General features: G+C 72.9%; 11 protein-coding genes. 9 read left to right on the top strand and 2 right to left on the bottom strand.

The genetic code is table 11. The features are described from left to right. The first annotated feature begins 85 nt into the window (after nucleotides 1-85). The 4 genes from BJ984_RS06185 (at nucleotide 86) to BJ984_RS06170 (ending at nucleotide 3,824) form a co-directional block, all read left to right on the top strand. Nucleotides 86-772 carry a histidine phosphatase family protein gene (locus BJ984_RS06185; RefSeq protein WP_179547279.1) on the top strand — a complete coding sequence of 229 codons (687 nt, stop codon included), beginning with the start codon at nucleotides 86-88 and terminating at the stop codon, nucleotides 770-772. Beyond that, nucleotides 769-1,962 (top strand): acyl-CoA dehydrogenase family protein, encoded by a 1,194-nt coding sequence (locus BJ984_RS06180; protein WP_179547278.1) that lies wholly within the window; start codon nucleotides 769-771, stop codon nucleotides 1,960-1,962. The genes BJ984_RS06185 and BJ984_RS06180 overlap by 4 nt, the downstream gene beginning before the upstream one ends. A 101-nt stretch (nucleotides 1,963-2,063) precedes the next feature. Further along, nucleotides 2,064-2,534, top strand: coding sequence for a hypothetical protein (locus tag BJ984_RS06175; protein WP_179547277.1), 471 nt, complete (start codon nucleotides 2,064-2,066; stop codon nucleotides 2,532-2,534). A gap of 147 nt (nucleotides 2,535-2,681) precedes the next feature. Further along, nucleotides 2,682-3,824: a VIT1/CCC1 transporter family protein gene (locus tag BJ984_RS06170; RefSeq protein ID WP_179547276.1), complete on the top strand. Its 1,143-nt coding sequence runs from the start codon at nucleotides 2,682-2,684 to the stop codon at nucleotides 3,822-3,824. A 2-nt stretch (nucleotides 3,825-3,826) separates the two neighbouring features. Here BJ984_RS06170 and BJ984_RS06165 read toward each other — a convergent pair whose 3' ends face one another. Beyond that, the gene (locus tag BJ984_RS06165; protein ID WP_179547275.1) at nucleotides 3,827-4,402 is read right to left on the bottom strand and encodes a 1,2-dihydroxy-3-keto-5-methylthiopentene dioxygenase; all 576 of its coding nucleotides are present in this window, start codon (nucleotides 4,400-4,402) and stop codon (nucleotides 3,827-3,829) included. Nucleotides 4,403-4,571: 169 nt separating this feature from the next. Between BJ984_RS06165 and BJ984_RS06160 the strand changes: the two genes are divergently transcribed. From BJ984_RS06160 to mtnK, 4 genes are all read left to right on the top strand, one after another. Further along, nucleotides 4,572-5,669, top strand: a complete 1,098-nt coding sequence (locus BJ984_RS06160) for a substrate-binding domain-containing protein (protein ID WP_179547274.1) — start codon at nucleotides 4,572-4,574, stop codon at nucleotides 5,667-5,669. After that, nucleotides 5,666-7,378 (top strand): sugar ABC transporter ATP-binding protein, encoded by a 1,713-nt coding sequence (locus tag BJ984_RS06155; protein ID WP_218869979.1) that lies wholly within the window; start codon nucleotides 5,666-5,668, stop codon nucleotides 7,376-7,378. The genes BJ984_RS06160 and BJ984_RS06155 overlap by 4 nt, the downstream gene beginning before the upstream one ends. Further along, entirely contained in the window at nucleotides 7,375-8,445 is a 1,071-nt protein-coding gene (locus tag BJ984_RS06150; protein WP_173183151.1) for an ABC transporter permease, read from the top strand. The genes BJ984_RS06155 and BJ984_RS06150 overlap by 4 nt, the downstream gene beginning before the upstream one ends. A gap of 77 nt (nucleotides 8,446-8,522) precedes the next feature. Beyond that, complete coding sequence (gene mtnK / locus BJ984_RS06145) at nucleotides 8,523-9,776, top strand: S-methyl-5-thioribose kinase (protein ID WP_179547273.1); 1,254 nt, start codon at nucleotides 8,523-8,525, stop codon at nucleotides 9,774-9,776. Nucleotides 9,777-9,897: 121 nt separating this feature from the next. On the opposite strand, the gene BJ984_RS06140 is transcribed toward mtnK, so the two are convergent. After that, a complete protein-coding gene (locus BJ984_RS06140) occupies nucleotides 9,898-10,692 on the bottom strand; it encodes an SDR family NAD(P)-dependent oxidoreductase (protein ID WP_179547272.1) in 795 nt (264 codons plus the stop codon). A gap of 104 nt (nucleotides 10,693-10,796) precedes the next feature. Here BJ984_RS06140 and BJ984_RS06135 point away from each other — a divergent pair, with 104 nt between their 5' ends. Then, nucleotides 10,797-11,699: an aminotransferase class IV gene (locus BJ984_RS06135; RefSeq protein WP_179547271.1), complete on the top strand. Its 903-nt coding sequence runs from the start codon at nucleotides 10,797-10,799 to the stop codon at nucleotides 11,697-11,699. Nucleotides 11,700-11,723: the final 24 nt, after the last annotated feature.

Genomic DNA, 11,723 nt, shown 5'->3' with positions numbered 1-11,723 from the left:
ATGCCCCGCCCGGATTGCGGCCATGTTTCGGGCGCTAGCCTTGATGGGGCGTCTTTGCCCGCCCTCACGTCGAAGGACCCCTGCCATGACCCACCCCGCAGCCCTCCCGCCCGACCACCCCGACGCGGGCGAGACCTTCAAGCACGCCGCGCGCGGCACCGCTCCCCAGGTCGTCCTGGTGCGGCACGGAGAGACGGAGTGGAGCCTCGACGGTCGTCACACGGGCCGCACCGACATCCCCCTCACCGCCCGGGGCGAGGAGCAGGCGGCCGCGGTGGGCCGCGTGCTCGCCGGCCGCCGCTTCGGCCTCGTGCTCTCGAGCCCCCGCCGGCGCGCCGTCGACACGGCCGCGATCGTCGGCTACCCGGATGCGGAGACCGACGCCGATCTCGTCGAGTGGGACTACGGCGCCTACGAGGGCCTGACCAGCCCGCAGATCTCCGAGGCCTACGGCGACGACTGGAACCTCTGGCGCGACGGCGTGCAGCCGACCCCGGAGGGCGTCGGCGAGCAGGCGGCCGACCTGCTGCGGCGCAACCAGGCGATCATCCGCCGCGCCCACCTCACGCTCAACCGCGGCGAGGACGTGCTGCTGTTCTCGCACGGCCACTACCTGCGCACCCTCGCCGCCACCTGGATCGGGGCGCCGATCAGCACCGGCGAGTACCTCGTGCTCGACACCGCGGCGCTCTGCGTGCTCGGCTTCGAGCACGGCAACCAGGTTCTGCGGCAGTGGAACCGGTCGCCGTGGCAGGAGCAGCAGCAGCGATGACGCCCCGCACCATCACCTCCGCCCCCGCGCTGGTCGACGCGTTCGGCACTCTCGCGTCCGAGTTCGCCGCGGTGGCGGTCGAGCGGGACGCCGAGGGCACGGCACCGTTCGCCGAGGTCGAGCGACTGCGGGCCACGGGCGCCCTGCCCGCGCTGGTGCCGGCCGAGCTGGGCGGCGGCGGGCTGGGCTGGCGGTCGGTGTTCGAGGCGCTGCGGCCGGTCATCCGTGCCGATGCCGGGCTCGGGCACGTGTTCGCGTACCACTACGTCAACTCGTGGCGGGTGCAGCTGAACGAGGACCGCGCGGCCATCGAGGGCCTGCAGCGCGGGCTCGCCGCGAACCACTGGTTCTGGGGCGGCGCCGGCAACCCGAGGGACGCCGGGCTCGAGCTCACGCCGGCCGCCGGCGGCTTCACCGTCTCGGGGCGCAAGTTCTTCGCCACCGGCGCCCAGGTGGCCGACCGCATCACCGCCTCGGCCACCCGCGTCGACACGGGCGAGAAGCTCGCCATCGTGATCGACGCCCGGCAGCCGGAGGTCGTGCACCACGACGACTGGGCGAACATCGGCCAGCGGCTCTCCGCCTCGGGCTCGGTGTCGTTCGAGGCCGCTTTCGTGCCCGATTCGCACGTGCTGGGTGTCGGCGAGCAGGCCGGGGCGGCGTACCGGCCCTACGCCTCGCTGTCGATCCTGCTGTTCCAGGTGGCGCTCGACCACCTGCACGTGGGGCTGGCCGAAGGGGCGCTGGCCGCGGCCGCCTCGTACGTCGCCACGAGCACCCGCCCGTGGTCGACGTCCGCGGTCGACCGGGCCGTCGACGACCCGTACATCCGCGAGCTGATCGGCGAGCTGACCGCGCAGACGAGGGCGGCGGATGCCCTGACCTGGCGCGCCACGGACGCCCTCGTCGAGGCGGCCGACCGCGGCTGGGCCCTCACCGACGCCGAGCGCGGCGAGGTCGCCGTGGAGATCGCGGCCGCCAAGGTCGTCTCGACGAAGACCGTGCTCGACGTGACGTCGCGGCTGTTCGAACTGACCGGGGCGCGGGCCACCGGCGAGTCGTACGGCTTCGACCGCTTCTGGCGGAACGCGCGCACGATCACGCTGCACGACCCCGTGGCGTACAAGGCGCAGGAGGTCGGCGACCACGCGCTGCAGGGCCTCTTCCCGACGCCGTCGGGGTACAGCTAGGGGTTGCGGTCGCAGCTCGGTCGTGGGGGTTGCGGTCGGCGCTCAGGGTGGTGGGCTGGAAGCTCGGGGCGGCGATCGGCCGCCCGGCAAGGAGCGGAACCATGACTGACAGCATCACGCCCGAGGGCTCCTCGGAAGGCGCCCTGGCCGACGAGGGCTTCTCGGGCCGCGTCGCGTCGGAGGGGAACGGCATCGAGACGACCCCCGCCGAGACGCAGCTGCCCGACTCCGACACGGTGAGCGACACCGTGCTGGCCGACGCGATGGCCAAGGAGACCGTGACGAACGACGCAGTGGCCGGCGAGACGGTGCTGCCCGACGGGCCGACCGAGGCCGAGGACGACCGCGAGGGCCGCGACTACGGCCAGGGCGACGCCGACGAGCTGCTGCCCGAGGGTGCCGGAACGGGCGCCATCGCCGGTGAAACCGCGCTGCCGTCGGGGCTCGACGGCGACACGGAGGGTGAGGCGCAGCCCGACCCGACCATCCCGCCCGGGCCGGACGCCGCGACCGACGCCTCGGAGCCCGTCGGCGAGTCCGACCCGCTCGATCTGCGCGACGAGGACGACTAGCCCGGCGCCTCTGCGCACCGGCCGCGGCGGGCGCGTCGCGCATCCGCCCGGCCGGGTATGTCGGCTCGGCGTTTCGGGGGCTCGAAATACTGGGAAAGACGGTGATCGGGCGGGGAGGGTGACGCGCGGCTGCCAGACTTGTCGCCTGTGATCAGTACGCCCTCCCCCGCCTCGCCGAGCCCGGCCGAACTCCGCCGCTGGCGTCAGTACCTCGCCGACGAACGGGCCGAGGCCCGCGTGTACCGCGAGCTCGCGCAGCGGAAGACCGGGTCGGAGCGCGAGATCCTCGACGCCCTCGCCGACGCCGAGGGGCGGCACGAGGAGCACTGGCTCGAGCTGCTCGGCGACGACGTCGGCAAGCCGCGCCGGGCCGACTTCCGCACCCGGCTGCTCGCCGTGTTCGCGCGCCGCTTCGGTTCGGTGTTCGTGCTCGCGCTGATGCAGCGGGCCGAGGCGCGCTCCCCGTACGAGACCGACGACGACGCGACCGCGGCGATGGCGGCCGACGAGCGCATCCACGGCGAGGTCGTGCGCAGTCTCGCGGCTCGAGGTCGCAGCCGGCTCTCGGGCACGTTCCGCGCGGCGGTCTTCGGCGCGAACGACGGACTCGTGTCGAACCTCGCCCTCGTGCTCGGCATCGGCGCGACCGGGGTCTCGAGCACGGTCGTGCTGGCCACGGGCGTCGCCGGACTGCTGGCCGGCGCGCTGTCGATGGGCGCCGGGGAGTTCGTCTCGGTGCGGTCGCAGCGGGAGCTGCTCGCCGCGTCGACTCCTGACCCCGACGCGCACACGGCGGTGCCGAAGCTCGACGTCGACGCGAACGAGCTGGCGCTGGTCTACCGGGCGCGGGGCATGAGCTCGGCCGATGCCGCGGCGAAGGCCGCCGACGTGTTCGGGGGGCTGTCGACGACCACCTCGGCGATCCGCATCCAGCGGGTGGGGGACGCGGGGGTGACGGCGCCGACGGTGGCTCCCGATTCAGCCGACTCCGCCGGCGACGAGCACGAGGAGATCGGCACCGCCTGGCAGGCCGCGCTGTCGTCGTTCTGCTTCTTCGCGTCGGGGGCGGTCATCCCGGTGCTGCCCTACCTGTTCGGGCTCTCGGGGATCGTCGCCGTCGTCATCGCGTCGGTTCTCGTCGGACTCGCCCTGCTCGGCACGGGTGCCGTGGTCGGGCTGCTCTCGGGTGGGCCACCGCTGCGGCGGGCCGTGCGGCAGCTCGCCATCGGGTTCGGTGCTGCGGCCGTCACCTATCTGCTGGGACTGGCGTTCGGCGCGACCCAGTCCTGAGGTCAGGCGGGGACGGAGGCCAGCTCGTCGTAGGTGGCGAAGTGCGTGGCGACGTCGCTGCCGGTGAAGTGGCCGACCCAGCCGTCGTCGTCGTGGAAGAAGCGCACCGAGACGTAGTCGGGGTTCGTGCCCATGTCGAACCAGTGCGTGGTGTCCTTCGGAACCGACAGCAGATCGCCCGCCTCGCAGAACACGGCGTGCACCTTGCCCTGCGCGTGCAGGTAGAAGACGCCGGAGCCGCGGGCGAAGAAGCGGTCCTCGTCGTCGTCGTGCTGGTGCTCGCTGAGGAACTTCTGACGCGCCTCGGCGGCCTGCGCCCGGTACTCGTCGGTGTCGGCGGGGGTGATCGAGACGACGTCGACCAGGGTGTAGCCGTGGTCGGCGTTCACGCCGGCGATCTCGTCGCGGTAGAGCTCGAGCACCTCCTCCTGGGTGGGCTCCGCCGAGAGCTGCTTGAGCTCCCAGCGACTGAACCGGGCGTTCAGTCCGGCGAGCACCTCGTGGATGGTGTCGAAGTCGCGCGTCTGCAGCGCGGGCGTGGTGGGGTCGGTGTCGTTCCACACGGTCAGCAGGGTCATGCCCTCATCGTAATCCCGCTCGCCGGGCGTCTCCTCCTGCACATCCGTCGCACAGGCGCGAAACGGTAACAGAGCGCAACACGATTCGTCGCGGCACTCGCCCGAGGTCTTGAATCGAGCTGCACTCACACCCACCGCACCCCTCTTCCTCGTCCCGAAGGAGCACTCCATGGCCATTCTCCAGAGAGCCGCAGCCGTCACGGCCCTCGCCGCCGCCGGCCTCCTCGTCCTCTCCGGCTGCGCGCAGTCGAGCACCTCGTCCGAGACCGCCGCCGACTCCTCGGCCGCACCCACCGCCTCGGCCGCCCTGCCCTCGCCCTTCGACGGCGACCCGGTCACCGTCGCCCTCGTACGCCAGAGCGGCGCCGGCGACTTCTTCGAGGCCTGGGGCGCCGGAGCGGCCGCGCAGGCCGAGTTCGCCAACATCGACCTCCAGGTCACCGACGCCCGCAACGACAACGCGAAGCAGGCCAGCGACCTCGAGCAGGCCATCGCCGCCAAGCCCGACGCGATCATCGTCGATCACGGCCAGACCGACACCATCCAGCCGCTCATCACGAAGGCCGTCGACGCGGGCATCCCCGTCATCGTCTACGACCTGGCGCTCACCGACACCGAGGGCGTCATCACCACCAGCCAGTCCGACGCCTCGATGGCCGAGGGCGTGCTGAAGCAGCTCGTCGCCGACGTCGGCCAGGGCGCGAAGGTCGGCTACGTGTCGGCCACCGGCTTCGCCCCGCTCGACCGCCGCGCCGAGGTGTGGGACAAGGTGGTCGCCGACAACGACCTCGACGTCGTGTTCTCGACGGGCAAGGTCTCCGAGTCGACCGCCACCGACAACATCCCGCTCGTCGACGCGGCGCTCAAGCAGAACCCCGACGTGAAGGCGATCTTCGCCCCCTACGACGAGATCACGAAGGGTGCCGTGCAGGCGGTCATCCAGAACAACCTGCAGAGCTCGGTGAAGGTCTACGGCATCGACATCTCCAACGCCGACCTCGAGGTCATCACCGCCGACGGCAGCCCCTGGGTCGCCACCTCTGCCACCGACCCCGCCGCCGTCGGCGCCGGTGTCGTGCGCGCCCTCGCCCTCAGCCTCGCCGGCCAGCTCGACGAGACCGACGTGCAGTTCCCCGCCATCACCATCACGCAGGACTTCCTGGCCGAGAACGAGGTCACGAACGTCAAGGAGCTGCGCGACGCCGAGCCCTCGCTGGCACTCGACGACGTGGTCGTGGCGGATTGGCTGCCCGCGGTCTCCGAATGACCGACTCCCGCTCTGAGCACCCCGGGGGGCACGACGCCGTCGTGTCCCCCGTCGGGGTTCCCGCGGCGTTGCCCGTCGTGGCTGCTCCGGACGCCGTCGTGTCGCTCAGCGGCGTTTCGGTGGCGTACGGCTCGAACGTCGTGCTGCAGGGCGTCGACCTCGCCTTCGGCGCCGGTGAGATCACCGCGCTGCTCGGCGCGAACGGAGCCGGCAAGTCGACGCTCATCAAGGCGCTCTCGGGCGCGAACGCCCGCTACGGCGGCGAGATCCGCATCGGCGACGACGTGGTGCACCTGTCCTCGCCCGTCCAGGCGAGGCAGCTGGGCATCTCGACCGTGCACCAGAAGGTCGCCGACGGCATCGTCCCCGGGCTCTCGGTGGCCGAGAACCTCACGCTCGACGACCTCGCGCAGGCGTCGAGGCATCCGCTGCGCCGTCGCCGCCAGGCCCTCGCCGACGCCCGGGCCGCCCTCGGCACCCTCGGCCTCGACTGGAGCGACGCGGTGCTCGAGCGCGACGCGGCCACGCTGCCCATCTCCGACGCGCAGCTGCTCGTGCTCGCGCGCGCGCTCCGCAGCACACCGCGGCTGCTCATCCTCGACGAGCCCACCTCGGCGCTCACCGCCGCCGAGGCCGAGCGCCTGTTCGGCGTGCTGCGGGCGCTGCGGGCGCAGGGGCTGTCGATCGTCTACGTGTCCCACCGCTTCGGTGAGATCGAGGCGCTGGCCGATCGCGTCGTCGTGCTGCGCGACGGTCTGGTGCAGTCGGTCTCGGCCCGGCCCTTCGCCTGGCACGAGCTGCTGCACGACATGCTCGGCCGGCAGACCGCACTCGAGAACGACCGCGGCACGGCCGCTCGGGGAACGGATGCGGTGGCCCGCCTCGACGGCGTCGTCGCCCTTCCCGACGCTCCGCCCATCGACCTCGAGATCCGGCGCGGCGAGGTGCTCGGCGTCCTGGGCCTGATCGGTGCCGGCAAGACCGAGCTCGCCGAACTGCTCGGCGGCTTGGCGCAGCCGCTCGCCGGCACCCTCACGCTCGAGGGCGCTCCGTACGCGCCGAAGCGGCCCTCCGACGCGATCCGCGCAGGGGTCGTGCTGGTGCCGGAGGACCGGCAGAAGCAGGGCATCCTGCCGGGCTGGTCGGTGCTGCGGAACATCACGCTGCCGTTCCTCGCCGAGTCGAGTGCGCTCGGCCTGCTCCGCCGTCGCTCGGAGCGCTCGCGCGCCGACACGGTGATCGACACGCTCTCGGTGGTCACGGCCGGGCCCGACGCGCTGATCGACGACCTCTCGGGCGGCAACCAGCAGAAAGTCGTCGTGGGCCGGTGGCTCTCGGCGGCGCCCAAGCTCGCGCTGCTCGACGAGCCCTTCCGCGGCGTCGACATCGCGGCCCGCCGCGAGATCGGCGCCCGCCTCGCGGCCATCGCCGCCGACGGCGCCGCCGCGGTCGTCTTCTCGAGCGACGTCGACGAGATCCTCGAGGTGGCCGACCGCATCGTCGTGCTCGTCGCGGGCCGCATCGAACTCGACCGCTACGCCGACACGGTCGACCGCCCCACGATCATCCACGCCTTCCTCGGCGAGACCGCGTCGGCCCCCGCCCCCTCCGGTCCCGCGGCCGCCCCTGCCACCACTCACGCCGCCTCCCCCGGCGCGACCCCGACTTCCTCCACCCCCGAGTCCCGCCCCGAAAGGACTTCCTCATGAGCAGCACCGCCACGGCCCCGCCCACCCGGCCGGCCGCACGCACCAGGTCGACGGCCGAGCGCGTCTCGGGCGTCGTCGTGAAGTGGGGCTTCGTCGCCGTGACGGCGCTGCTGATCCTGTTCTTCGTGGTGTCCGAACCGAACTTCCGCACGGTCGACAATGTCTTCGGCATGCTCAAGTTCATCGCCCCCACCGCGATCGCGGGCCTCGGTGTCATGCTCGCCATGACCGTCGGCGGCATCGACCTCTCGGTCGGCGCCTCGGCGGGCTTCGCCGTCTCCATCGCGGCCTGGACCATGGTCATCGCGAACCAGGTCGGCGGCGTCGCCGTCTCGGTCGTGCTGGTCTGCGGGCTGCTGATCGGGGCGCTGAACGCGTTCCTGATCGTGGTGGCGCGCATCCCCGACCTGCTCGCGACGCTCACCACGATGTTCGTCATCGTCGGCCTCAAGCTGATCATCGTCGACGGCAAGTCGATCTCGTCGCAGATGACCCTCTCGAACGGCACCACCGCCCCCGGCAAGTTCACCGCCGACTTCCTCTGGCTCGACCGGGGCTCGATCGGCCCGGTGCCGATCCCCGTGATCCTGTTCCTCCTCATCACCGTGCTGCTCTGGTTCCTGCTCGAGCGCACCCGCTGGGGCCGCGCGCTCTTCGCCGTCGGCACCAACGCCGAGGCGGCGCGGCTCTCGGGCATCCGAGTGCAGTGGTACCGCACCGCCGCGTACATGGGCTGCGGCCTGCTCGCCTCGGTCGCCGGCCTGCTTCTCGCGGCCCGCATCGGACAGGGCGACGTCACGGCGGGCAACTCGCTGCTGCTCGACGCGGTCGCGGTCGCGCTGGTGGGCGTGAGCGTGCTCGGCATCGGCCGGCCGAACGCCTGGGGCACCGCACTCGGCGCCGTGCTGATCGCGGTGATGGTGACGGGCTTCACCATGGCGGGCCTGCCCTACTACGCTCAGGACTTCGGCAAGGGCATCGTCCTCCTCGTCGCCCTGCTGTTCAGCTTCACGTTCTCCCGCCGCCGCACCGTCGTCACGGCCGGCTCCACCACCAGCTCAGCCTGAACCGGCGCCCGCCTCCGCACCAGCACCAGCACCAGCACCAGCCGACCGCCCTAACCGCCTTCACCCGAACCCACCGCATGACCAGGACCACGATGACCGACTTCACCCAGCTCACCGCCGACACCGTCGCCGCCTACCTCGCGAGCCGCCGCGCCCTCGCCGCCGTGATCGACGCCGACCGCATCGCGTCGGTGCGGGAGGTCGGCGACGGCAACCTCAACCTCGTCTTCATCGTCGAGGACGCGGGCGGAGCATCCGTCGTCCTGAAGCAGTCGCTGCCCCACGTGCGAACCGACCCGTCGTGGCCGATGACCCGCGAGCGCTCCGCCCGCGAGGCCACCGTGCTGGGCGAGCACCAGCGCGCCGACGCCGAGCACGTGCCCGCCCTCTACGACTTCGACCACGAGCACTTCGTGCTGGCGATCGAGAACCTGTCCGACCACCGGGTCTGGCGCAACGAGCTGAACGCCGGCCGGGTGCACGAGTACGCGGCCGACGCGATCGGTTCCTACGTGGCCCGCACCGCCTTCGCGACCTCGCCCCTCGGCCTCGACCCGCTCGAGCACAAGGCCCTCGTCGCGCGTGCCGTGAACCCCGAGCTCGCGCAGATCACCGAAGACCTCGTCTTCACCGAGCCGTACGTCGACCATCCCCACAACGGCGTGCTGCCGGCGAACGAGCCCGACGTGGCGGCGCTCCGGGCTGACCGGGCGCTGCGGCGCGAGATGGGGCTGGCGAAGTTCCGCTTCATGACGACCGCACAGTCGCTGATCCACGGCGACCTGCACACCGGCTCGGTGTTCGTGCGGCCGGCGGGCGGCTTCGACAGGGCGACGGATGCTCGCGCCTCCGTGCGCGCGTTCGACAGCGAGTTCGGCTTCGTGGGCCCGACGGGGTTCGACCTCGGCGCTCTCTGGGCCAACCTGATCCTCGCGGCGGCCCGCGCCGAGGCCCTCGGCGAACCGGATCGCGCCGAGCTCGTGCTCTCGCTCCCCGGCCGCCTCTGGGGCGCCTTCGAGCGCGAGTACCGAGCGCTCTGGCCCGAGCGGCTCGACCCGCGGGTGTGGGGCGACGAGGTGCTCGAGCAGCTGCTGGCGGGCATCCGCGACGACGCGGCGGTGTTCGCGGCGGCGAAGGCCATCCGGCGCATCGTGGGCTTCGCGAAGGCGAGCGACATCGAGACCCTGCCGCCCGCCGAGCGCGAGGGCGCGGCCCGCGGCGTGCTGCACGCCGGCCGCTCGCTCGCCCTGACCCGCCACGGCATCGCCGACGTCGAGGCCCTGGCCGCCGAGTCACTCGCGTCCCTCCGCGCGGCCCGCACCCCCCGCTAGCCGCGGCCATCCGCGCCGGGACCTCCGCGGGCGCGACCGGCGCTGCCGCGCACCCGCCGCCCGCCCGCCCCGCACCGAGACCTCCGCGGGCGCGACCGGCGCGCCCGCGCATCCGCCCCCCCTAGGGGACGATCGAGTCGACGTAGCCCCCGTCGACCCGCACCGCGCCGCCCGTCGTCGCCGAGGCGAGCGGCGACGCGAGGTACACCACGAGGTTCGCGATCTCGACCGGCTCGATCAGCCGCTGCAGCAGCGACTGCGGCCGGTGCAGGCGCATGAACTCGCGCTGCGCCTCGTCCCAGTCGAGGTCCTTCGAGACGAGCTGGTAGACGAAGTCCTCGACACCACCGGTGTGCGTCGGCCCCGCGATCACCGAGTTCACCGTCACCCCGGTGCCCGCCGCCGCCTTGGCGAAGCCGCGCGACACGGCCAGCAGCGCCGTCTTCGACACCCCGTAGTGGATCATCTCGGCCGGGATCACCAGCGCCGAGTCGCTCGCGATGTCGAGCACCCGCCCCCAGCCCTTCTCGATCATGCCCGGCAGGTAGTGCCTGATCAGCCGCACCGCCGTCATCACGTTCGTGTCGAAGTACCGCCGCCACTCCTCGTCGGAGATCTCGAGCGCCGGCGCCTCCCCGAAGATGCCGAGGTTGTTCACCAGCACGTCCACCGCGGGCACCCGCTCGAGCAGCCGCGCCGTGCCCTCGTCGCTCGCGATGTCGGCGTCGACGCCGGAGATCGTGGCGTCCGGATGCTCGCTCCGCAGCCTCTCGACCGCCTCCGCCACCCGCTCCGCCGATCGCCCGTTCACGACGACGTCGGCCCCGGCCGCGGCGAGCCCCTGGGCGATGGCGAAGCCGATGCCCGAGGTGCTGCCGGTGACGAGGGCGGTCGTGGAACTCAGGTCGATTCTCATGCGACCATCCTGTTGCGTTGCTCCGCTGAACGGTAGTCGTGGGTGAGACTGTCAGGGGCCCGACGAACGGATGCGCGGCCCGCACGACACGAGGAGCCCCCACCATGACCGAAGCGACGACCGTGCCGAACGACGACGTGGTGGTGTTCCTGCCGGGCGGCGGCCGCGCATCCGCCGCCCTGGTGCCGGTGCCCCAGGCGGAGGCCGAGGTGAACGTGGCCGACCTCGCGGTGACCCGCGGCGACGGCGTGTTCGAGTCGATCGGCGTCGTCGCCGGCCGGCCGCTCGAGCTGCCCCGCCACCTCACCCGGCTCGCGCACTCGGCCGAGCTGCTCGAGCTGCCGGCGCCCGACCTCGCGGCCTTCGAGGCGGCGGTGCAGACGGCCCTCGCCGCGCACGAGCCCGCCCCGGAGCTGCTGGTGAAGCTGTTCCACAGCCGAGGCGTCGAGACGCCGGCGCACACGATCGACGGCCCGACGGGGTGGGTGCAGGTGCTCTCGGGCGCCGACCACACGGCCGCCCGGCGCGACGGTGTGCGGGTCGTGCTGCTCGACCGCGGCTACCGCAGCGACATCGCGCAGACCGCGCCGTGGCTGCTGCAGGGCGCCAAGACGCTCTCCTACGCGCTGAACAAGGCGGCGCTCCGCGAGGCCGCCCGCCGGGACGCCGACGACGTCGTGTTCGTCTCGACCGACGGTGTGCTGCTGGAGGGCCCGACGGCGAACGTGGTCGTACGGCACGGCGACGTCTTCCGCACGCCGCGCACCGACCTCGGCATCCTCGCCGGCACCACGCAGGCCGCGTTCTTCGACACCGTGCGCGCCCGGGGCCTCACGGCCGAAGAGGCCGTGCTGACGCCCGACGACCTGGCGACCGCGGATGCGGCCTGGCTCTGCTCGAGCGGACGCCTGCTGGCGCCCATCCGCTCGCTCGACGGCGCGTCGCTGCCGGTCGACGCCGCCTTCACGGCCGGCGTGCTAGCGGAGGCCTTCGGCCTGGAGGCCTGACCCGCCCCGCCGGCGCGACGCGCC

Source organism: Herbiconiux flava (assembly GCF_013409865.1).
Taxonomy (GTDB): domain Bacteria; phylum Actinomycetota; class Actinomycetes; order Actinomycetales; family Microbacteriaceae; genus Herbiconiux; species Herbiconiux flava.
This window is presented reverse-complemented; position numbering and strand designations above follow the sequence as displayed.

Bases quoted from the DNA above. Each gene is read 5' to 3' on its own strand.
- BJ984_RS06185 (WP_179547279.1), top strand. From the start codon at position 86: ATGACCCACCCCGCAGCCCTCCCGCCCGACCACCCCGACGCGGGCGAG.
- BJ984_RS06180 (WP_179547278.1), top strand. From the start codon at position 769: ATGACGCCCCGCACCATCACCTCCGCCCCCGCGCTGGTCGACGCGTTC.
- BJ984_RS06175 (WP_179547277.1), top strand. From the start codon at position 2,064: ATGACTGACAGCATCACGCCCGAGGGCTCCTCGGAAGGCGCCCTGGCC.
- BJ984_RS06165 (WP_179547275.1), bottom strand. From the start codon at position 4,402: ATGACCCTGCTGACCGTGTGGAACGACACCGACCCCACCACGCCCGCG.
- BJ984_RS06160 (WP_179547274.1), top strand. From the start codon at position 4,572: ATGGCCATTCTCCAGAGAGCCGCAGCCGTCACGGCCCTCGCCGCCGCC.
- BJ984_RS06155 (WP_218869979.1), top strand. From the start codon at position 5,666: ATGACCGACTCCCGCTCTGAGCACCCCGGGGGGCACGACGCCGTCGTG.
- BJ984_RS06150 (WP_173183151.1), top strand. From the start codon at position 7,375: ATGAGCAGCACCGCCACGGCCCCGCCCACCCGGCCGGCCGCACGCACC.
- mtnK (WP_179547273.1), top strand. From the start codon at position 8,523: ATGACCAGGACCACGATGACCGACTTCACCCAGCTCACCGCCGACACC.
- BJ984_RS06140 (WP_179547272.1), bottom strand. From the start codon at position 10,692: ATGAGAATCGACCTGAGTTCCACGACCGCCCTCGTCACCGGCAGCACC.
- BJ984_RS06135 (WP_179547271.1), top strand. From the start codon at position 10,797: ATGACCGAAGCGACGACCGTGCCGAACGACGACGTGGTGGTGTTCCTG.